The sequence below is a fragment of the Helicobacter sp. 'house sparrow 1' genome (genome assembly GCF_900199585.1).
GTDB lineage: Bacteria > Campylobacterota > Campylobacteria > Campylobacterales > Helicobacteraceae > Helicobacter_H.
This window is the reverse complement of the sequence record NZ_FZQY01000004.1, coordinates 200,784-223,258: the sequence shown is the minus strand read 5'-3', so window position 1 is coordinate 223,258 and position 22,475 is coordinate 200,784. Positions and strand designations below refer to the sequence as shown.

General features: G+C 32.9%; 19 protein-coding genes, 1 tRNA gene and 1 riboswitch. Of the genes, 11 read left to right on the top strand and 9 right to left on the bottom strand.

All coding sequences use genetic code 11. From position 1 onward, the window contains the following. Positions 1-27: 27 nt before the first annotated feature. Complete coding sequence (locus tag C6H31_RS01475; RefSeq protein ID WP_104697036.1) at positions 28-447, top strand: hypothetical protein; 420 nt, start codon at positions 28-30, stop codon at positions 445-447. Continuing rightward, complete coding sequence (locus C6H31_RS01470; RefSeq protein ID WP_104697035.1) at positions 444-1,121, top strand: 16S rRNA (uracil(1498)-N(3))-methyltransferase; 678 nt, start codon at positions 444-446, stop codon at positions 1,119-1,121. The genes C6H31_RS01475 and C6H31_RS01470 overlap by 4 nt, the downstream gene beginning before the upstream one ends. On the opposite strand, the gene C6H31_RS01465 is transcribed toward C6H31_RS01470, so the two are convergent. From C6H31_RS01465 to C6H31_RS01450, 4 genes are all read right to left on the bottom strand, one after another. Continuing rightward, positions 1,107-1,625 carry a DUF2393 family protein gene (locus C6H31_RS01465; RefSeq protein WP_158654732.1) on the bottom strand — a complete coding sequence of 173 codons (519 nt, stop codon included), beginning with the start codon at positions 1,623-1,625 and terminating at the stop codon, positions 1,107-1,109. The genes C6H31_RS01470 and C6H31_RS01465 overlap by 15 nt on opposite strands. A 473-nt stretch (positions 1,626-2,098) precedes the next feature. After that, positions 2,099-3,100, bottom strand: a complete 1,002-nt coding sequence (locus C6H31_RS01460; protein WP_104697033.1) for a prohibitin family protein — start codon at positions 3,098-3,100, stop codon at positions 2,099-2,101. An 11-nt stretch (positions 3,101-3,111) separates the two neighbouring features. Beyond that, positions 3,112-4,041, bottom strand: a complete 930-nt coding sequence (locus tag C6H31_RS01455) for a branched-chain amino acid transaminase (protein ID WP_104697032.1) — start codon at positions 4,039-4,041, stop codon at positions 3,112-3,114. Further along, a complete protein-coding gene (locus tag C6H31_RS01450; RefSeq protein ID WP_104697031.1) occupies positions 4,041-5,471 on the bottom strand; it encodes a DEAD/DEAH box helicase in 1,431 nt (476 codons plus the stop codon). The genes C6H31_RS01455 and C6H31_RS01450 overlap by 1 nt, the downstream gene beginning before the upstream one ends. Positions 5,472-5,594: 123 nt before the next feature. Here C6H31_RS01450 and C6H31_RS01445 point away from each other — a divergent pair, with 123 nt between their 5' ends. After that, positions 5,595-6,308 carry a cytochrome c biogenesis protein CcdA gene (locus C6H31_RS01445; RefSeq protein ID WP_104697030.1) on the top strand — a complete coding sequence of 238 codons (714 nt, stop codon included), beginning with the start codon at positions 5,595-5,597 and terminating at the stop codon, positions 6,306-6,308. Further along, on the top strand, positions 6,296-6,520 hold the full coding sequence (locus C6H31_RS01440) for a hypothetical protein (RefSeq protein ID WP_104697029.1): 225 nt from the start codon (positions 6,296-6,298) through the stop codon (positions 6,518-6,520). The genes C6H31_RS01445 and C6H31_RS01440 overlap by 13 nt, the downstream gene beginning before the upstream one ends. On the opposite strand, the gene C6H31_RS01435 is transcribed toward C6H31_RS01440, so the two are convergent. The 3 genes from C6H31_RS01435 to C6H31_RS01425 form a co-directional block, all read right to left on the bottom strand. Continuing rightward, on the bottom strand, positions 6,517-6,981 hold the full coding sequence (locus C6H31_RS01435) for a tRNA (cytidine(34)-2'-O)-methyltransferase (protein WP_104697364.1): 465 nt from the start codon (positions 6,979-6,981) through the stop codon (positions 6,517-6,519). The genes C6H31_RS01440 and C6H31_RS01435 overlap by 4 nt on opposite strands. 8 nt (positions 6,982-6,989) lie before the next feature. Continuing rightward, positions 6,990-7,478, bottom strand: a complete 489-nt coding sequence (locus C6H31_RS01430; protein ID WP_104697028.1) for a GNAT family N-acetyltransferase — start codon at positions 7,476-7,478, stop codon at positions 6,990-6,992. A 303-nt stretch (positions 7,479-7,781) separates the two neighbouring features. Then, positions 7,782-9,872 (bottom strand): TonB-dependent receptor, encoded by a 2,091-nt coding sequence (locus C6H31_RS01425; protein ID WP_104697027.1) that lies wholly within the window; start codon positions 9,870-9,872, stop codon positions 7,782-7,784. A 52-nt stretch (positions 9,873-9,924) separates the two neighbouring features. Then, a riboswitch (TPP riboswitch) is annotated at positions 9,925-10,030 on the bottom strand. A 397-nt stretch (positions 10,031-10,427) separates the two neighbouring features. Here C6H31_RS01425 and C6H31_RS01420 point away from each other — a divergent pair. After that, positions 10,428-13,919, top strand: a complete 3,492-nt coding sequence (locus C6H31_RS01420; RefSeq protein WP_104697026.1) for an autotransporter outer membrane beta-barrel domain-containing protein — start codon at positions 10,428-10,430, stop codon at positions 13,917-13,919. Positions 13,920-14,452: 533 nt separating this feature from the next. On the opposite strand, the gene C6H31_RS01415 is transcribed toward C6H31_RS01420, so the two are convergent. Then, positions 14,453-14,543: transfer RNA gene (locus C6H31_RS01415), tRNA-Ser, on the bottom strand. Between the two features lie 165 nt (positions 14,544-14,708). On the opposite strand from C6H31_RS01415, the gene fabD reads away from it, so the two are divergent. From fabD to flgE, 6 genes are all read left to right on the top strand, one after another. Next, positions 14,709-15,632: an ACP S-malonyltransferase gene (gene fabD, locus C6H31_RS01410; RefSeq protein WP_104697025.1), complete on the top strand. Its 924-nt coding sequence runs from the start codon at positions 14,709-14,711 to the stop codon at positions 15,630-15,632. 14 nt (positions 15,633-15,646) lie between these two features. Next, complete coding sequence (locus tag C6H31_RS01405) at positions 15,647-16,336, top strand: 5'-methylthioadenosine/adenosylhomocysteine nucleosidase (RefSeq protein ID WP_104697024.1); 690 nt, start codon at positions 15,647-15,649, stop codon at positions 16,334-16,336. Continuing rightward, a complete protein-coding gene (locus tag C6H31_RS01400) occupies positions 16,333-16,785 on the top strand; it encodes a type II secretion system protein (protein WP_233709934.1) in 453 nt (150 codons plus the stop codon). The genes C6H31_RS01405 and C6H31_RS01400 overlap by 4 nt, the downstream gene beginning before the upstream one ends. A 13-nt stretch (positions 16,786-16,798) precedes the next feature. Continuing rightward, on the top strand, positions 16,799-17,203 hold the full coding sequence (locus C6H31_RS01395) for a hypothetical protein (RefSeq protein WP_104697023.1): 405 nt from the start codon (positions 16,799-16,801) through the stop codon (positions 17,201-17,203). A gap of 42 nt (positions 17,204-17,245) precedes the next feature. After that, positions 17,246-18,670 (top strand): type I glutamate--ammonia ligase, encoded by a 1,425-nt coding sequence (gene glnA, locus C6H31_RS01390; RefSeq protein WP_104697022.1) that lies wholly within the window; start codon positions 17,246-17,248, stop codon positions 18,668-18,670. A gap of 414 nt (positions 18,671-19,084) precedes the next feature. Beyond that, positions 19,085-21,235, top strand: a complete 2,151-nt coding sequence (flgE, locus tag C6H31_RS01385; RefSeq protein ID WP_104697021.1) for a flagellar hook protein FlgE — start codon at positions 19,085-19,087, stop codon at positions 21,233-21,235. A gap of 3 nt (positions 21,236-21,238) precedes the next feature. Here flgE and argJ read toward each other — a convergent pair whose 3' ends face one another. After that, positions 21,239-22,438: a bifunctional glutamate N-acetyltransferase/amino-acid acetyltransferase ArgJ gene (gene argJ, locus C6H31_RS01380; RefSeq protein WP_104697020.1), complete on the bottom strand. Its 1,200-nt coding sequence runs from the start codon at positions 22,436-22,438 to the stop codon at positions 21,239-21,241. Positions 22,439-22,475 lie beyond the last annotated feature (37 nt).

Here is a 22,475-nt window from a genome sequence, read left to right as displayed (position 1 = left end):
ATAGAGCCTTTGTTATCAAGGAGACAAATGGAATCTGAAAGCATCAATGATGTATTAAAAAATATGATTTTTCTTCACTATATTTTTATTATTCCTCTGCCCATAATCTATATTTTTAACCTTTATGTGCTTTTTAGAGAATCCAATTATGCTAGATTAAATAAAAAAATTTGGTATGGGATGCCTATGATTTTTTTATTACTTAGCATTAGCCTTTTAACCGGATTATCCATTTGGGCGATGCAACAATTTCAATTTCATTTTTCTATTATTTTTATGTGTTTTGTTTTTTGTTTTCTTTTGGGGAGCGAGATCTATCGGATAAAAAATTTAAAAAGAAGTCGCATTGCTGAAGAAAAAATGCAAAAATATATCTCTTTTTGTAAGAAAAATTATTTCATTAATCTTTGCTTATTGCTCATCATAATAGGATATTACAAACTATGAAGTTTTGTTTTCATAGCGATGCTGGAAACAACACAATCAAAATAACCGAAAACTTGTTTAATCATCTTTACAAGTCAAGACGCACCAAGTTTGAAACATTACTAGATTTTAGAAATCTTAGAGATGATAATATCTATACTTATAAACACATTCAAATTAACAAAAAAGATGCGTTACTAGAACTTGTTAATCAAAAATCCAACCCCGTTGTTTCTACAAAAAAACTACATCTTATTTGGGCAATTACTGAATCTAAAACTATCGAAAAGACAATACCCTATCTCAATCAACTTGGTGTAAAAAAAATTACTCTATTTTTTGCCAATAGAAGTCAAAAGAATGAAAAAATTTCTTTGGAAAAACTCCAAAAAATTCTAATCTCTTCTTGCGAACAGTGCAATAGAACTGACTTAATGGCAATAGAAATCCTAAAAAATACAAAAGAGGCTATACAATTATATCCCTTGAGTTTTGTTTTGGATTTTGATGGAAACAATATCTATACCTCTGAAATAAAAAATTTTGAAAATGGAATTTTTATAGGACCAGAAGGAGGATTTGATTCTCAAGAAAGAAAACTTTTTGAGAATCAAAAAAAGCTTTGCATACCCAATGAGATTATATTAAAGAGTGAATGTGCTGCTATGCTTGTAAGCTCATTAGCGACAGTCTAATGTCATCTTAAAAGAGTAATCCCGATGTTTATAGGGCAAAATTTTTTGGATATAAAAAACTTGATTAATATGAATTCTTTCTTTAACTTTATATTTATATGAAGCCAAGGGTTTAATAAAATCTAAAATTTTATTCTCCCAATTTTGATTCTTTCTCTCTGGAATAATAACAACTAAACATTTATCAAATTCTCTCTTACCTTGATTTTTAAATTCTAAATCAATTAAAAAAGAATCGCTATATACCAAGGGTTTAGAATCATTTCTAAGAATCTCAATTTTATAAAAAAACAACTTTTCGCTTAGAGCAATAATAGAAGGTGTTGCGACCAAACAAAAAAAGGAAATAAGAAAAAATAACGCAGCAATAATTTTTTTTCTAAGAAAATAAAACCCTAAGGCAAGGAAAACAAAAAATAAAAGTATGCAAAAAAGGAAAATAAGTGCTGATAGCGCATCAATATTTTGGATAATTTCTTTCACAGAACCTAGCACTTCCTTCACCTCTACTTTTTCCTTTAATTCTACTAAAATCTAGCCTTCTTTTTAACTTGCAACATATCAAGTTGAAATACATATCAAAAAAACCCACCCAATTAATCATATTATTAATCAAGCTACTTTGCAACCACCTATGCTATTTTACACTTCTAATCCATATTAAACAGCCAATATCTCAGATTTTAGCAAATTCAACCTGTTTTTAAAAAAGAAAATAGCACAAATCTCTTGGCTTACAATATCTTTTTATAGGCAAACATCATATAAATTAAAATATTTGATTTCTTTTTTAGAGCTTTACTACAAACAAATAACCCTAACTCTATAATGCAGACTAACTCTAATACCTTAAAAAATCTTAAATATTTTTTGTTTATAAAGATTTGAGTGATAAGACCTCAAGAGAGGCTTATCCTAATAATGAGCACAATGGAGACTTTTTTAGTCAAACTAAAAAAGTAATTTTTCCTCTATCATCATTTATCCATACTAGAGGCTTTTTTCTTAGTATCAACCCAAAGATTTGGAACCGCTCCCCCTGGCATTAAAAAAATCTGTGCATCTTTATTTTCTTTCAATGCTTCATTAAATTTACCCTGAATCTCGATTTCTCTAAGCTTTAATAATCGATCAGTCAAACTATTTGCAATTGCATTGTTTGCATTTGCCCTAGCTTTTGCTTCGATTAAAATCGCATCCGCACTACCTTGTGCCTTAATACGACTTGCTTCTGCCTCTCCCTTTGCAAGTGCTGCAACTTTTTCTGCTTCTTGCTTAGATCTTTCAACCTCATATCTTACTCTCTCAGCTTCTTGTCGTGCTATTTGCACTTTTTCAATTTGCTCTTTTATCTTAACTGGCAATACAATTTCTCTAAGCTGAACAGAGCTTAGCTCCACTGGTTGATTTTCTCTTTTTGCAATATCATCCCTAATGCCCTCACTAATAAGACTTGCAATCTCATTACGCTTAGTAGGAAGGTCCTCAGCCGGATAGCGTCCAATAACATTGCGCACAACATCTCTTACAATTGGATTAATAATAATTTGCTCCCAACTAGGGCCATATGTAGCCAGAGTTAATGAAGCAGTCTGTGGATTTAATCGGTATTGCACAGTAAGCTCAATAGAAACTGTAAGTCCTCTAGAATCCATTACACTAATTGCATCATTTCTAAATATGCCCTGATTTTTTCCCAAAATTCCCATATTTTCTGTTCCAGAAAAATTTATTGCACGCACTTTTGTATCTACAACAATAATTCTTTGAATAATTGGAATAAAAAATCTAATTCCAGGTTGCAAAGGAATCTTATCATATTCACCAGCAGTAACCTTAATACCAACCTCCCCAGAATTAATCACAACAAAGGGTTTAAAAAAGACAAAAGTAATAACTACCACAGCCACAGCTACCAAGAGCTTAAAACTAAAATTATTTGACTTTTTATCACCTAACCAATCAAAATCTATCGGCATCTTCTGACTCCTTAAAAATTATCAACATAAGTTAAATAATGAGAGTATCTTAAATTCTTTCCCGTAACTATACCAAAAAAAACATCTTGCAATCGTTTAGTTATCTCGCCTCTCCTGCCATTTCCAATTTCTCTTAGATCTAAAGATTGGATAGGTGTAATCTCTGCTGCAGTTCCTGTAAAAAAGGCTTCATCGCAGATATAAACCTCATCTCTTGTAATATTTCTTCTTTGAACCTCTATTCCTAGGTCTCTAGCTATCTCTATTACAGTAGCCTGAGTAATAGATTCTAATGCATTATCGCTTAGTGGTGTAATCAATTTACCATCGCGCACCATAAAAAAACACTCTCCACTACCCTCTGCAACAAAGCCATTTTCATCTAATAGTAATGCTTCTGAAAAACCATACTCAAGTGCCTCATATTTTGCCATTTGTGAATTGAGGTAGTTTGCAGATATTTTTGCCTTACCCATTATAGACTTAATGCTATTTCTTGTAAAAGAACTCGTTTTTACTCTTATTCCCTCTGCTAAAGATTTTTCTCCCAAATAAGCACCCCATTCCCATGCAGCTATTGCAACATTAACAGGTGCTTTCCTGTGATCAACCCCCATCACCCCATAGCCCAAATACACCAAAGGTCGAATATATACATTTCCTTTAAAACTTTTTTGATTGGCTTTAATCAAATCAATATGTGCCCTTTCTAATTCTTCTTGCGAATAAGGACACTTAATAGCTGTTATCTTGCAAGAATTAAGCAAACGCCTAGTATGTTCTTTTAATCTAAAAATTGCCAACCCTTTATGTGTTACATAAGCCCTAACTCCTTCAAAAGCAGCATTTCCATAATGCAAAGAATGTGTCAGGACATGAGTGGTAGCCTCTGCCCAAGGAATAATCTCTCCATCTTTCCAAATAAATTGTGCTTCTTTTATTATGTCCTCCTTGTTCTTTTTTCTAAAATCTCTCTAGAGACCATATTATCAGCCACGCGTTTTTTTTCTCTTCTCTTATAAACTCCATGGCTTCTCTTGGTCTCCATCCTTGCTTCCAAAGCCTGCAAATCTTGCTTTTTTAAACCTATTGCCTTTTGCTTAAGTTGCATTGATATAAGTCTTAGAATTATCTGTGAAGTGTCTGAATGATTCTTTAACTCTTCATAAACTTCAAAGGCATTATTATCAATCTTTGTTCCTAAAATATCTTGGATGATTTTGCTTGGAGAGAGGTTCTCTTGAGGTATCTCATAAAGATCTAAATCACTACCTATATCATTTTGAATCTTTCTTAGTTCTCTATACTCAAGAGGAGTCACTAAAGTAATAGCAACCCCCTTTTTCCCAGCTCTCCCTGTTCTACCAATACGATGCACATAAATTTCAGCATTAAGAGGGATGTGATAATTAAAGACATGGCTTACATCACTAATATCAAGACCCCTGCTTGCTACATCTGTGGCCACTAAAATATCACAACTCTTATTCTTGAAAGCCATTATTGCATTTCTTCTATCTCTTTGATCCATATCTCCATGTAACGCCTGAGATCGATACCCTCTTGTTTGCAAGAGTAAATGTAAGTCATCTGCCTCTTTTTTGGTGCGTGTAAAAATAATGCCCTTAGATACATTTTCGGTATCCAACAACCGAATAATAGCCTCACTTCTTTCACTCTCATTGATCATATAATAGCGCTGTGCGATATCGACATTTGTTACATTTGCTGGAGTGATTGCAATATGAACAGGATCTCTTAAAATTTTATCAGCCAATCTTTTAATAGCAATAGGCATTGTTGCAGAAAATAGCAAGATTTGTATCTGTCCTGGTAGATAATTAAAGATCTCTTCAATCGTATCTAAAAATCCCATATCAAGCATCTCATCGCTCTCATCTAAAACAACAAAACGGGGTTTAAACTTTTTAATTCTTTGATTTTTTAAGTGATCTAACAATCTTCCTGGAGTTGCAATCATAATTTGAGGGTTTTTTTCAATAAGCTCACATTGTTTTTTAATACTTTGCCCACCATAAACACAAACCGTTCGAGTCTTTACAAACCTACCAAGCTTGTAAAATTCATCGCTAATTTGCATTGCAAGCTCTCTTGTTGGAGTAATCACCAATGCCTCAATATTTTTATCATTTTTCAACATCTCTATAATTGGTAATGCAAAAGCGGCAGTCTTACCAGTTCCAGTTTGAGCCTGTGCAATTATATCTCGCTTCTTTAACGCTATTGGTATAGCCTGTTCTTGTATAGGACTTGGCGATTGAAAACCCGCTTCCCTAATTCCTCTCAGCAGACCTTTTGATAATCCAAAACTCTCAAAACTCGACACTCTCTTGTCAATCTTGTCTGTCATCTACTCCCCCATCTTAAAAAGTCTCAAGATTTTCCAAACTATCTTGAGGTAGAGACAATTATAACTAAAATTTGTTTTTTTATGCTTTAATTCACAGTAATAAACTGCTTAAGTAGGGGTTTTATGGAACAATTTTTAGAAGCTTTTTTTCAGACTGCACCGCTATTTGTTACACTCTTAGCTGGCATATTAACTTTTCTAAGTCCTTGTATTTTGCCACTTGTTCCTGCATATATGTCTTACATTTGCGGGGAAAATCTACAATATCTTAAAGAGCAAAAAACAAGCTTTGCACTCTTTTATAAAGCTTTAATCTTTACTCTTGGATTTGGTCTTATTTTTATTCTCTTTGGCATCTCTTCTGCAAAAATAATTGATGTTTTTGCTCCATATTGGATCAAACAATTAGGAGGAGTTATTATCATAATATTTGGATTGCATTTCTTAGGGATCTTGCGTCTATCTTTATTATACAAGACTAAGGCTTTCAATCTTAGCGTGGATAAAAAAAAGATCTTTCATCATATTCTATCCCCATTTCTTTTAGGGATAAGCTTTGCACTAGGCTGGACTCCGTGTCTTGGTCCTATTTTCTCAAGCATTATCATCTTAAGCAGTTCAGAAAGAAATTTTGGAATTCTCCTTATTGTCGTATATGCAATTGGACTTGCTATTCCCTTTTTACTTGTGGCTCTCTTTATACAAAAAGCTTTTAGTTTATTTACAAAGATTAAAAAACATTTTAGAAGTATTGAAATTTGTTCTGGAATCTTGCTTATTTTTCTTGGTGTTTGTATTTTATTTGGTTGGATGGATAAAATATTATGGATTTCCTAATAAAAAAGATAGTCTTACTACTTTGTTGCCTTACTTTTTGTCTCACACAAGAGGCACAGCATAATCATCCTAAAGATAAAGAAAAAACCCATAATCCCAAGGGTAGCTTGCTAGAAAAACTACAACCTCAAGGATGTAAAAATCCTCCCAAAGAAAAACCAAAAGAATTTAACCAAAGTAATCAAGGATTAAGAAAGTATTTTCGACCCTAAAAATTTTTATAGGTCATACTCTGTCTAATTGCCTCATACAAAACTGCACCCACGGATGTTGCAAGATTAATGCTTCTTGTATCTCCATACATTGGAATCTTATAGACTTGTTGTTTATATGCTTGCAATATCTCTGGATTAATCCCTGCATCTTCTCTACCAAAATATAAAAAACATTCATCACAAAATGCTGCATCATAATAAACTTTTTCAGCCTTTGTGCTTAAGAAAAAATGTTTATCATTCACATGGTTTTGCTTCCAAAAAGAAAAGATATCTTCATATTCTTGAACAACTAAAGATTCCCAATAATCCATTCCTGCACGCTTAAGAGATTTTTCATCAATATTAAATCCTAAAGGATGTATTAAATGCAATCTCGCATTTCCCGCAACACACAATCTTCCAATATTTCCAGTATTTTGAGGTATTTGAGGTTCAACTAAAACAATATTTATCATCAAGAGCCTTATATATTTTTTTGCATAAAAAATGTAGGGTAACAATATCTAATATCTTCAATTTCTACAATACAATCCCTTTGTTCTATAATCTCAAAACCTTGACTAAGATAAAGCGCAATTGCCGCTTTTTGAGTTTTACTCACATGTAAAACAATCTTATTAAAAAAATTATTGCTTGCGTATTTTTGCACAAAAAGAAGCATTTTTTTACCTAAACCTTGGTTTTGATATTCTTTTTTTATATGAAATTTAGATAGTTCCACGACCCCATCATCTTTTTTTACTAAGCCACACATACCCACTATTTCTTGATGTTTTTTTAAATAAAAAAAAGCATCTCCTTGTTTTTTCTTCCAAAAAACTACATCCTTAATATCTGGCATCAAATCTAATCTTTGTATAAACCCAGAAGCATTTTGTCTAATGGAATCAAAATAGAGTTTTTCTATTTCAAATAGATCATTTTCTTGTATTTCTGCAATAGTAATTTCCATAACCAACTTTTCATTTTAAAATTTTAGACTCAAACTATATAAGTATTACAAAAGTATGAAAAGATATTACAAAAATTACAACAAGATGCTAATAGTTGTGAAAAACTAGTCTGTTAGAAAAATATATCAGTTGCTTTTAGCCAGAAACAAAAAAGCCCCCGCTAAAAAGCGAGGGCCAACATAAGGAAGACAATGTAAAAAACCACGTTCATTACTTAGACACCACAAAATCTCTTTTGCAGCGGTGATATTCTAACAATCTTTAGCTTAAATAATTATAAAAATAAGAATAATTATCATAAATTAAAAACTAAATCCTAATCTTATCCCTATATTTAAAGGGTCTCCAATAGTAAATGCCTTCCCTTTAGAATCCCAAATCACGGATGTAATATAGCGGGTATTAAAAATATTTTGGGCAAAAATACTCAAAGAATAATACTTAGCAAAAGAGTAATTTAAACTACAATCAAGTAAAAAATACCCCTTTTGCTTCATATCTTCATCTCTATTAAAATCATCAATATAGTAAGAACTACTATAATTAAGTAGTGTAGAAAGAGTTAATTTATGAATCTTTTTATCCAACAAATCAAAATCTGATCCAATATTTAAACTAAATAGTGGAGAAAATTTTGGCACCAGTCCTGAGAGATCATAAAATCCTTTATTACCCAATATTGTAATCTCTCCTTGATTTTTACCACCTCTCATAAACTTTGAAACTCCAAAATTTATATTGGCAAACCCCATAAAAAAACCATGATGATAATCAATCTGCAAGTCAAGCCCCATTGCATAGGCATTACCAATATTCTTAATGCTTTTATAATATCCTACTCCAACATAGCTTTGTGTATTTGTCCGCAAATTTGCATACAATGAGGATTTTAACTGCAATTTTGAATCAAATAAAAAAATCGTGCCACCTAAATCCATATTATAGATCTGCTCACTTCCATAAGGGATTGTATCTGTATCTGCGAAAGGAAATTTTGCAAATCCTCCTGGTTTTGTAGAGTTTGAAAGCTCTATAAATATCTTTGAATTTTTTGAAGGCTGGTAATAAAGGGCAACTCTTGGATTTATTGCATGAAAAACTGCACTATTGCTATATGGACTGATATCCATAACAGGTGGATTTAAAGATGTTATGAATGTATGAAAAAATTGGTATCTTAATCCTGTGTGCAATGTAAAATTACCCCAATGAAATGAGGTATTGCCATAAAGTGCAAAAGTATTGACTTTCTCTTTTGCATCCCAATTACCACTATATCCAAGTGGTATTTCAGTAGGTACGCGAACCATACCATTATCAAGTATAAAAAATTTATAATAAGCACCAAATAAACTTTCTAAATTATTTTTATGGCTGGTGTGCAATCTGAGTTCTTGAATAAACTGGGCAGTATCATAATAATACCCATCATTTTTTTCACTCTGCACATAGATTCCTGGATAACTATTTGCCAATGTATTATTTTTTGAAAACGCACTTATGATATTAAGGGTTGAATTTGAAAAAAGATATTCTAACTTTACACTTGCATTATGTGCAAAAAGATTTAGATATGGTGTTTTGTTGAGTATTTTATTTTGTTCTCCCAAAACAAACTCTTCCCAAGTGATTTTGTCATCATTTTCTAAAGAAAGTTTTTGTATTTGCTTTTGCGTAAGAAAAAAATCCTTTCTGCTAAAAGTATGGTAAAAGCTGTAGTGCGAACTTAAAAATAAATTATCAAGTATTTGATAATACAAGCTTGCTCCCACATTCCAAGAATTGGCATAATTAAGCATTTTGTTAGTTTTAGGGTCTTTGATAAAACCATTATCCCTAATAAATCTAAAGTTTGCTTTTCCCCAAAGCCTATCTTGAAGCAATTGCCAACCAACTTGCAAATTAATATCCTCTCTTAACAAAGAAAAAGTTGTATGAGCATCTGCATAATTTTTACCAAGAGGACTTCTAGTTTGAATATCAATTAATCCTAAAGGTGCATTTTCACCATAAAATAATCCCTCTGCTCCACTGACTAACACAATATTTTCCACATCAGATAAATTTTGAATCAAAAAGTTTGGGCTTTGGGGAATTCCATCCACATATACACCAAGAACAGAGGAATAATAATCAGGACTAGAAACTCCTCTAAAAGAAACCATTGGGAAAGTATCAGAACCCTGTGCATAAATTCTAAGGTTTGAGAAATACTTGCTAAGTTGTGTGGTTGAAGTCACACTATACTTATTTAGCTGATCTTGGGTAATAGTATTTTTTTCTTTTTGCAATTGAACCCTAGGTTCAAAACTATCTTGTCTCTCAATAGTATCAAGCTCAAGAATTTGTGCACTCAAAATATTTAATATAAAAAATAAGACATATTTCTTCATATTTTACCTCTTATAAAAACATAATGATTGCAAATGATGGGGGGGGGTATGTTATAGTAGATTCCAGTGTTCCCGACGCTGGCATTATCCAGATCCGGTTCGGTCTAAGCTATAAGCTTACTCTCAGCCTATTTCTATAGGCTCCCGTCACTTAGCAAGAAAATTGTAGCAAATTTCTAAACCCTTATCTTATTAAAGTTTTCATAATCTTAAAAATCTCTCTTTTAAACCTTTATAGCCCGCTAAAGAATGTATAAGTTTCTTCCTCTAAATGCTATAATTACGCTAATATAGTTTGTAAAATTTTCAATCCACTATTTTAGTTTTTCCAAGTACCAAGAAAATAAGATGTATTAAGCCTATAAAGAACATACAATCTATTTGATAGAAATTTGTTATAAAAAGAGACATACTTTTAAACTATAACAAACAAAGCATCTATCTTTTTTAACCCTAAAAAGGTGACTACCAGGTTTTAGCATCTCCTAATTGAAGCAAGTGGTTAGAAAGTTTTATTGAGCTTGATAAACCTATTATATAAGATTAAGGAATAACATGCTAAAAAAACTTAATATTTGTATATTGCTTATGGCTAAAATTTATGCAGGGACTGTGGATTCTCGCTTTTTTTATCAAGATTATCTTGATTTTGGTGCAAATTTAGGGCGATTTAGTGCTGGCAGTCAAAATGTGACTATTACTTCAATAGATGGTAACAAATCAATAACCCTTGAAGTTATGCCTGATTTTAGTTTTGCAAATACCAGCGGGAAACTTTTGGGAGAATTTAGTAATATTGGTGGAAACTATATCATCACAGCCTCACACATGCTAGATCCAAAAAATGGTGTCAGCAAAGGCAGTATTCTTGAATTTGGTGGTGTAAAAACTTCTGTAGCAGATAGTGCAAATAATTTTGCCTCTTATTTTGATGGTGATAATCCTATTAGAGATTTTGAAGTATTAAGGATGGATAAGATCAATCTCAATGCTTCTGCCAAACTCATAAATAACCACTTTTTTGAGAAAGTAGATTCTGATGTGCAGGGCTATGCATACAAAGAAAATTTAAAAGAAATTTTAGACAACCCTAGATATAGTCTTTTTGTACGCTCAGGCAGTGGGGTTCAAGGGATTAATATTTATGACAAAAGTGTGGGACCATATGATAGTGCTAATGATCCAATTGCAGATGCAAATCAATATCGCACAGGAGGCATTCTCTATAATGCTACAGAACTTAAAAGAAAAAACACAAAAGGAACCATAACAGGAGAAATCAAGTTTTTTGCTACAGAGGAAAATAGCACAAATTATAAGGAATTTGCCATTTCAGGTGGGGCTGGAGATAGCGGTAGCGCACTCCTAGTATATGACAATATCGATAAAACCTATTATGTTTTAGGTGTGGCTTCTAGTGTAGGAGATGTGGGTCAGCATGCTTGTGGTGGAGGATATTCCACCTATAAATGCTGGACTACAGTTTATGCACCAATCAATAACTTATATCTTCAGGATTATCAAGAATCTCATACTTTAAGACTATCAGATTCTACTTATGAAATTAGAGACAATAAACTTTATAGTGCTGATTTAGAGGTTTATACACTCACACAAGATGCTAAGAAAGATAAAGATTTTGTCTTTGGTGGGAATGGAACTCTAATTTTAAAACAAGAAACCAATCTAAACACAAGCGCGCTTTATTTTGCGGAAAATAGCACCTTTAGCATTAAAGCAGATATAGATTCTAAAACACAACAACCCTATAGCCTTTTGAGTGCAGGCGTGGTAGTAAATTCTAATGCTATCTTAGAGATGGATGCAAGAACAGCAAGTGGCGATGTCCTTGTAAAGATGGGTGAAGGTAGATTAAAGATTTTACAAAGTAGTGCGGATGCTAGATTTAGGATTGGAGAAGGAGAGGTAGAGTTTTTAAATGAGGGTTTAGCATTTGGCTCTATATATGCAATCAATGGAGCTAAAATCAGCATTCATCATACAGGTCAAATCAATCCAGATAGAATCTATTTTGGAAGAAATGGAGCTATTTTAGAGCTCAATGGAAATGACCTTACTTTTAATACCCTAAATGCTAGTGATGATGGTGCAATAATTCATAATAGTTCAGACCAAATAAGTTCTATTAATTTAAATGGGGATAATCATACACACATCTTTCATGGAAACTTTATAGGAAATATTGATTTAGCTATCAATGCAAACTATATTTTTGATGGAAGCCTAAAAATAAAAAATCTAAGTATTAGTAAGGATGTATTCTTCCAAGCTCATCCTATAGTGCATAACTATATTGACAAAGATATAAAGTTTAATAATTCATCATCTAATGTTGTAGTAAATAGTTATGATGCACTAATCAATCAATACAATCAATCCCCACTCTTTAGCCAGCCCACTATGGCAAGCTCTGAAGCAAATGATGTGGAAGCAAGAATTTTTAGCTTTGATAAGGTGATATTAAATGGCGCAACCCTTACCCAAAGCAGTAACACAACCATTAGTGCAGATACTATAACAAGCACAAATGGTGGAAAAATTATACTTGGTGATTCTAAGATGTGGTTAGATTCTAATGATGGTAATAATGTAATAAGCAGTAACTCTTCAAGCATTGATGGAGAATTTATCTATCAAGAAACTCTAAGTCAAGCTAACATAGAAAATAGAAATATCTTAATGCAGGCTAATGTTGTTTTACAAGATATCTCAAACATTACCATCAATCAAGCAATTCTAAGAGGCAATATTGCTGGTGAAATCAATTCAACTGCAACCTTGCAAAATGCGGAAGTATATGGAAATATAAGAGTAGGAAATTTAGAAGCAAACAACTCTTCTTTTTATATTTCACTCAACCCTAATGACCCTACAATCTCTATCCAAGCCTTACAAAGTGCTAGTGGTGGCAATAATCATATTGAAATAACAGTCAATAAAACACGAAAGATCAAAACAAATGATGTGATTATTGCTTCCTTACAAGAAACAAATGAAATCCATCAAGATTATTTTTCCTTTAGCTCAAAAAATGATCCTGCAATTACAGATCAAATCTTATTTAGAAAATACAATGGCGCCTATCAATGGTATCTAGAAGGTGCGGATATACCTTTGATGGATATTTATAGTGGAGAAAATCTCAACACTGCCAATTTAGGAGCAGATGCAATTTATTATAGCTATATTACAGAATGGAATAATCTTAATAAGCGTATGGGAGAATTAAGAGGAGAAAACAACAAGGCAGGAGTTTGGGCTAGAGTTTATGGTGGGCATACTACAGCAGACAATGGCTCATCTTCCTTAAAGAGCAATTATTATCAAATTCAAGTTGGCAGTGATTATCATACAAGTCTTAAGGGGGTAAATCTATTCTCCGGTGCCCTTTTTAGCTATACGCGTTTTTTACTTGGAAATGGGGGTATAAGTGGCACAATGGATAGTCTTGGTGGAGGAATTTATACAAGTGCAATCTTTGATAGTGGAATCTATATAGATGCCATTATTAAATATCTTCATTATCAAAATGACTATAAAGTCTCACTCCAAAATAGCACTTTTAGCACTAATGCCTCTACTCCTGTTATTTTAGGAAGTGTCGAGCTTGGTTATCGTGGATGGGTTACAAATAATTATTATTTAGAACCTTTTATTGGATTAATTGCTGGTTACATTGGCAAACAATCACTCAAAGATGAATTAGGTGGAAAAATTACAGCAAAGGGCAGTGTGCCATTGCATCTAAAAATGGGAATTTTTACAGGGTATAAAAAAGGATTTTTTACCATTAGGGGTGGATTTGGAAGCGCAACTGATTTAGCTCATAGTAGGGAAAAAATCTTATCTGATGAAAATATTCTTTATCATCAGCAAACCAAAAGAGATTCTCGTCTTTTTGTGAATATTTCTGCAAATCTTGCATTTAGTAGTGCAACAAGATTAGCTTTTGAGTTTGAACGCACCTTTTATGGGCAATTTAACATTGACTATAGTGTAAATATGGTTTTTAGACAAGGTTTTTAATCCACTCCCTATATCTAAACAATCACATCTTAGCTCAATATTCTTTTATCTTTTTACTACAAAATCTTAATCTAGAAGATCTTGGTTAAACTAAGATTTTCTGGCCCTGCAACCCCACTTTATCAAAAGCATAAAAAAATATTAAGAATATTAGAGATAAAAATTTAGAAGTTAAAGATTTTTATCTCTAAGCTTGCTATAAATCAGAAATGCCAATGCTTGAAAAAGGTCTATATTAAATCTTAGAGATTCTTAGATTTTAAAATGTTAATCCGACAAAAATCTTATCAAGACAGGTTTGATATAATTCAATGCAAATATCAAACTACAATTCCATTCTATTACCAAAGCCTAAGCAATGAAAAAAGTTTTTCTAATAAACAAGATTAAAAACTACAAGAAAGCTAAATTCTAAAATTTTAATTTTTGCTCTATACTTCAGAATCTTTTGATTTATAAAATAAAATCTTTAAAAACAAAAACTTACAAACTTTTATAATCAGGGATTTTAAAATTAGTATAAAAAGAAGCGGTGGCGGACAGAGAGGGATTCGAACCCTCGGTAACCTTGCGGCTACGCATCCTTAGCAGGGATGTGGTTTCAGCCAACTCACCCATCTGTCCAAAAAAACTAAGAATTTAGAAAACTATAGACTTAATTTTTACTTGAGGAGAGGATTCTACGATATTTTTCATAAAAAATAACTTAAAGCTCTAAGTTTTATAGGTATTTAATAGGAAGTTTGATAGAATCACGCTCGAAAAAAATATAATTGGGAGGACTAGTTAATGAATTATGCCTTTATTTTTCCTGGTCAAGGAAGTCAATGTATTGGTATGGGAAAAGATTTTTATGATAATTTTAATATTGCCAAAGAATTATTTCAAGTAGCAAGTGACATTCTCAAAATAGATATGACAAAGCTTTGTTTTGAAGAAAATGAACAAATTAATCAAACTCAATATACCCAACCTGCAATCTTCCTAGTTAGCTATATCGCACACTCTATCTTGCAACAAGAATCTCCTCTACTAGCAAAACTTGCATTAGGGCATTCCTTAGGTGAAATTAGTGCTGTTAGTGTTGCAAATGGAATAGATTTTGAAGATACGCTAACTTTGACACATCAAAGAGGTATTTTAATGCAAAAAGCTTGTGAGGGCAAAGATGCTGGGATGATGGTAATTGTTGGACTTGAGGATTCTGTATTGGAGCAATTTTGTCAAAAACAAAGAGATAATGGCAAATCTATCTGGTGTGCTAATTATAATGGTGATGGACAAGTGGTTCTCGCAGGAAAAAAGGCTGACCTCTCTGCTTTAGAATCTGAACTAAAGACATTGGGTGCAAAAAGAGCACTTCTGCTACCAATGTCTGTTGCTAGCCATTGTCCTTTGCTTAATGATATGATAGATGATTTTTCAAAGCTCATTGAGCCAATGCTAAAAGATGAATTCTCTCTCCCTGTTATTTCAAACACAACTACCAATAGCTATTCTAAGAAACAAGAAGCTATAGAACTCTTAAGCAATCAACTCACAAAACCTGTGTTATATAAGCAGAGTATCTTGAAAATAGATTCTGAAATTGATGCTTATATTGAGTTTGGTTGTGGCAATGTATTAAAAGGTCTAAATAAGCGCCTTAGTTCAAAAAATACTTTTAGCATCACAGATACATCTTCTTTGAAAGATTTTTTAGCAACTCTATAAATAAGGAATAAATGATGATTATAGGTATTATCGGTGCAATGAGAGAGGAGATAACTCCTCTTTTGGATATTTTTCAAGAATATAAAACGCACAATCTTTCTGGTAATACTTTCTATGAGATTGATTACAAAGACTCCAAAGTTTTTGTTGCTTATAGCAAGATAGGGAAAGTTCATTCAAGCATTACTGCTACCACGATGATCTTACACTTTAGATGTGAGAGAATTATTTTTAGTGGTGTTGCAGGAGGGCTAAATCCAAAACTTAAAGTTGGAGATTTAATGCTTGCTACCAAACTTTGCCAACATGATGTTGATATTACTGCCTTTGGACATCCTCTTGGCTTTATCCCCGAAAGCAGTGTGTATGTTTATACCGATGAAACACTCAATACATTAGCAAAAGAAGTTGCAAAAAAAGAGAATATTTCTATTTATGAAGGAATCATTGCCTCTGGAGATCAATTTATTCATAATGCAGAAAAAAAACAATGGTTAATAGAAAAGTTTCAAGCTGATGCTGTAGAAATGGAAGGGGCTTCTGTTGGTGTAGTGTGTAGCTTGTTTAAAATACCATTTTGTATTTTTAGATCAATAAGTGATAGTGCAGATGGAGAAGCAGATATCAGCTTTGATCAATTTTTAGAAGAGGCGGCACAAACTTCAGCTAAGTTTGTAAAAAATATGGTGGATCACTTGATATGAGATGGATGCAAAAAGCCTTTAGCATGATTGAATTGGTTTTTGTGATAGTAATTTTAGGAATCATTGCAAGTATTGCCCTACCTAAGCTATCCCTCTCCAGAAGTGATGCCCAATATAGTGCAATTGTTGCTGATATCCAAACTATTATCAGCACAATTGAACAAAAATATCTTGTTGAAGATTTAAATCTCTCTCAATTAAATGGTGAAATTATTATGCAAAGTGCAAGACTGAGCCCATCAAGATGGATTTCAAGTAATACAGGTGTAAGACTTGCAAAAAATCAAGCAATTGATCAGACAAACAATTGCGTATCCATTGATTTTAACCAACGCAATCTTGTTGTAAAAATAGATTCTTTAATTCAAACTCCTCTTTGTCAAAAACTTGCTAAACAATATCCAAAACCCTTAATTATTCCTCTTGAAAATAACACGATTAAATTCTAAGGCCTTTAGTACCTTGGAATTGGTTTTTGTGATTGTCTTACTTGGGGTTTTAACAACCCTAGCCTTTCGCCAAGGAATATTTATAAGTGAGAAAAAATGCAATAGCTACCTCTCTTTATCTTTAAAAAATTTTCAAAATGAGATTTCATTATTTTTTACACAAAAGTATTTCTTGCATCAAAAAAATGATGGAAATAATTTTTCCTATCTTCAAGAAATCTTCCAAAGACACACTCAAAAAAATCATCCACTATGTTCCCTAACTCTACATCAGGATCTAACCATTGCTGCAAGGAATAAGGAGCAAAAAACTTTATTTACTATTACACCAAAAGATCTTTCTTCAAATCTAAAAATCCAATGCAATTTTAGTAATCCTCTTTGTAAAAAAATTCACTCTAGATACTCTACCCAATAAATCAAAAATGATAGAATAACTATCATTCTTTAAAGGATTTGTATGCAAACACAGATTAGAGACTTTTTTAGTTTTTGTGAAGAAAATGAAGTAGAGTTTGTTGACTTTAGATTTACCGACATTAAGGGAACTTGGCACCATCTAGCCTATAATTTCCAAACCATAGATTCTAATCTATTTTCTGAAGGAATCCCCTTTGATGCAAGTTCTATGAATGGCTGGCAACCCATAGAACAATCAGATATGGTTTTAAAACCTGACTTGGTTAGATATTTTATTGACCCCTTTAGTGCAGATGCAACTGTTGTTGTTTTTTGTGATGTTTGGGATATCTACAAGAATGCGCCTTATGAAAAATGTCCTAGAAGTATTGCAAAAAAAGCAATGGAATATCTCAAAGAGAGCAACATTGGGGATGAGGTTTTTATCGGGTCAGAAAATGAGTTTTTTATTTTTGATAGCATCAAAATTAAAGATGCAGTAAACTGTCAATACTATGAGATAGATAGCGAAGAGGGAGAATGGAATAGAGACAAAAGCTTTGAAGGTGGTATCAATGCAGGCCATCGCTTTAGTATTAAAGGGGGTTATTTCCCTGTCCCACCTGCAGATACAATGATGGACCTTAGAGCAGAGATTGTTAAAGTTTTACATCAAATTGGGATTGAAACTTTTGTGGTTCATCATGAGGTGGCTCAAGGGCAAGGAGAGATTGGTGTGAAATTTGGCAATTTATTAGAAATGGCTGATAATGTGCAAAAAATAAAATATGTAGTAAAAATGGTAGCTCATATCAATGGAAAAACAGCCACATTTATGCCCAAACCACTCTTTGGCGATAATGGCAATGGAATGCACACACATATTAGCATTTGGAAAAACAACCAAAATCTTTTTGCTGGAGATAAATACCATAACCTTAGCCAATTAGCACTTTATTTCTTAGGTGGGGTTTTAAAACACGCAAAGAGTGTAGCAGCCTTTAGCAACGCTTCCACTAATTCTTTTAAAAGACTAATTCCTGGGTTTGAAGCTCCATCAATCCTAACTTATTCTGCCAATAATCGCAGCGCAAGTGTAAGAATCCCTTATAATAGCAAGGGTAATAGTACAAGGCTTGAGTTTAGATTCCCTGATAACTCTGCTAACCCTTATCTTGCCTTTTGTGCAATTTTAATGGCAGGACTTGATGGTATCTCCAATCAAATAGATCCTGGAAAACCTATGGATATTAATCTTTTTGAGCTCACTCTTGATGAAATCAGAGAAAAAAATATTCAACAAATGCCACATACTCTAAGAGCTGCTATAGAAGAAATGTTGATTGATAAGGACTATCTCAAGCAAGGCAATGTTTTTAGCGAAGAGTTTATTCAAGTTTATAAGAGTTTTAAATTTAAAACTGAAATTTGGCCTTGGGAAGCAAGACCTCATCCTTTTGAGTTTATCTCAACCTATTCTTGCTAAATTATGCCAAAAGGTCTGTAAGATTTTATTCTTGCAGATCCTTTCTAGAGCTCTGCTACAATACTTTATAATACTCCTTAAGACTATTTTGATACTTAATATTTCTATTACAAACCCTTTAATCCAATACTTTAAAAATAAATCCTAGATTCTAGATTGCTTGCAACAAAGTGTCATAAGAAGGCTTTTATAGTTTTTATATACCCTGATTTTAAAAACAAGTAAGCACTGGTTATACTTACTAAATAGCATTAAGGGCATATCCTATTAAAAAAATATAAAGATCTATTATTGCTTTCTATTTATATATTTTTATTTTTTAGGCTCCCTTGACTACTTACCAAGAACTTTTTATAGAGATTTTGGAACACTTGTTGCTTTGTAGTTTTGAAATTTTTGAAAAAGGACTTGAATATGTTACGATCACTTTGGTCTGGTGTGAGTGGGATGCAGGCACACCAAATAGCACTTGATATAGAGAGTAATAATATTGCAAATGTAAATACTGTAGGTTTTAAATATTCACGTGCCTCATTTGTTGATATGCTCTCCCAAATAAAACTTATTGCAACCTCTCCTTACCAAAATGGCTTGGGCGGACAAAATGATTTCTCTGTAGGACTTGGGGTTGGAGTAAATACGACCACAAAAGTTTTTTCTCAAGGTAATACACAAAATTCTGATGTAAAAACTGATCTTGCAATTGAGGGAGATGGATTTTTTATTATTAGTCCTGATAGGGGTACTACTCAAAACTTTACTAGGGATGGTCAATTTCTATTTGATGCAAATGGGAATCTTGTAACAAATGGTGGTTATGTTGTTCAAGGTTGGGTTAAAGGTGATTTAAAAAATGCATCAAAAATGAGTGAGGATGATTTTTTCAAAGTCGATAACACTGGTCCATTACAAAATATTCAAGTAGATCCTGCAATGGTAATGCCTGCAAGATCTAGTACAAAAGTATCAATGAGGGCAAACTTAACTGCTGGAAGACATGCTGATCAAATTGCTAATATTTTTGCTCTAGATTCTACAACAAGAACATCATCTGATGGGATTAATCCAATCTATGACTCAGATTCAAACCTTACACAAAAAGCTGAGGATTTCTCTGCTCTCTTTAATCAAAATGGAGATGCTTTTGCCCTTACAGAAAATCAAGGTATTTGGGTTAGTTATAAAACTTCAGAAATGAGAAATGAAATTCTAGATAGTGATGAAGAAAGCAGTATTGAAATTAATGATACAAGAATTACTTTTACAAATGATTCTGCAGTAAGCGGTATTTCTTCTCTTGTTGCTGCACAAAATGCAATCAACTCGGTAAAAAATCAAACAGGTGTTGAAGCCTATATTGATAATGGTCTCTTAAGACTAGAAAATAAAAATGAGCTTGATGGCGATGAAAGCATAAAAAATATTAGAATCACAGCATCAGGAACAGGTGCTTTTGCTAATTTTATTGAGGGCGATGCAGATATCACTGCTTTTAGATATCGCTATACAAACTCTGTAAGTCCTGATTCTGGAACAGGTCAATTTAGAACTACCGAAGATTTAAGAGCTCTGATGCAATATGATGCAAACCTTATCAAAGATCCATCACAGCCCTATGATGACCAAACTGCAAGTGTTTCTGTAAAAGTCAATCAATATGGTATGTTTGAAATCCAAAATAAGGATAATGGAGATGACCAAAAGCAAAATCTTAATATTTTTGTAAGTGGCTATGCTTCAGAGAATGTGACTAATAATGTGCTCTTTAAAGAAACTATGAGAGGGCTAAATACCGCCTCATTAATTGAGGGTGGTATCTCTAGTATGACCTCAAAAATTGGCCATGCTATCCATACATCAAGTGTGGATATTATTGATAGTCTTGGAACCAAGCATACTATTAGATTTGAATTTTATAAAAGTGGTGGTTCAGAATGGAGTTTTAGGGCAATTGTTCCAGAGCCTGCAGAACTCTATGGAAGCTCCCCATCAAGGCCTAATATCTTTGAGGGTGGTAGAGTAAAATTTAATAGCGATGGTAGTTTGGCAAGTATGAATCCTCAAGTTTTACAATTTGATCCAAAAAATGGGGCCAACACTCCTCAAAGAATCGACCTATCTTTTGGAAAAAGTGGTGGATTTGGTGGTCTTACAAGTGTGGATAAACAATCAGAGACTTATGCTATCAATCAGGATGGTTATCAAGCTGGGGATCTCATTGATGTGAGATTTGATTCTAATGGAACTCTACTTGGAGGTTTTAGCAATGGAAGAACTCTTGCCTTAGCGCAAGTTGCACTTGCAAACTTCTCTAACAATGCTGGACTTCAAGCAGAGGGTGGCAATGTATTTTCTGCTACAGGCAACTCAGGTCAAGCAATGATAGGAGCTGCAAATACCGGAAGAAGAGGAAGCGTTTCTGGCTCAAAACTTGAAATGAGTAATGTGGATTTAAGCAGAAGTCTTACTCAACTTATTGTTGTCCAAAGAGGCTTTCAAGCAAACTCAAAAGCAGTAACCACTTCAGATCAGGTTTTAAATACCCTATTAAGTCTTAAACAATAAGACTTAACTCCTATAATCCGCATTAATCTTTACATATTCATAGCCTAAATCACACCCATAGGCTATGAATTCTCCTTCTCCTATGCCAAGATCACACTCAACCATAAAAGATTCTTTTTTCATTTGAAGACTTGCTAGCTCTTCTTGCTGTTTATCAAATAAAATTTCACCCTTATCATAAATCAAAACGCCCCCTATTTTTATGCTTAATTTTTTTGCATCACAATCCACTTGACTAGCTCCAATTGTCGAGGCTATTCTCCCCCAGTTTGGATCATTTCCAAAAATTGCTGTTTTTACCAACAAGGAATTAGCTAATGCCTTTGCAACTTTTTGAGCTTCCCTATCATCCTTGGCTCCTTTAATCTTAAAAGCAACTAATTTTGTTGCCCCCTCTCCATCTGCAACAATGTCTCTAGCAAGTTTATCCATTGCCATCAATAAAGCTTGTTTAAAAGCTAGTTTATCATAGGCTTGAGAAAAACCATTTTGCATTAACATTACAGTATCATTTGTGCTCATATCACCATCTACGCTAATTGCATTGAATGTTTTTTGCACACATTCTTCTAAAATTTCTTGAGCTTCTTCTTGTGGAATTTTTGCATCCGTGCTAATAAAACAAAGCATTGTAGCCATTGAGGGCTGTATCATTCCAGCACCCTTTGCCATCGCACCAATTCTAAAACTACTACCATCTTCTAAAATTACTTCAAATGCAATTTCTTTTTCATATCGATCCGTTGTCATTATTGCTTTGGCTGCGCGGTTATGAGATTGTTCATCTTGATTTTGAAATTTAATTTTTGAAAAAGAATCCTTAATTTTTTCTTTGGGTAAATACACGCCGATAACACCTGTACTACACATAATTGGATTTTGAATATGAGGATGAGTTTGTTTCAAATACTCCATTATTTCTTTTACATCTTCAACACCCCTATCTCCTGTCATTGCATTTGCATTTTTTGTGTTAATGAGAATAAAATTACTCTCCTTTTTAGCAATAAAATTTTTAAAATAAACAATTGGTGCTGCTTGAAATTTATTTTGGGTGAAAACTGCAGATACTTGTGTGGGTTTTTGCATATAAATATATCCCACATCAAGTTTATCACCATTTCTTAATCCAGCACTAATCCCATCTGCTACAAATCCTTTTGGGGCACAAATCCCTCCATCAATTGGTAAAATCTTAAACATTTTGCTATCCTAACTTTTTTTTATGATTCTAACGGAT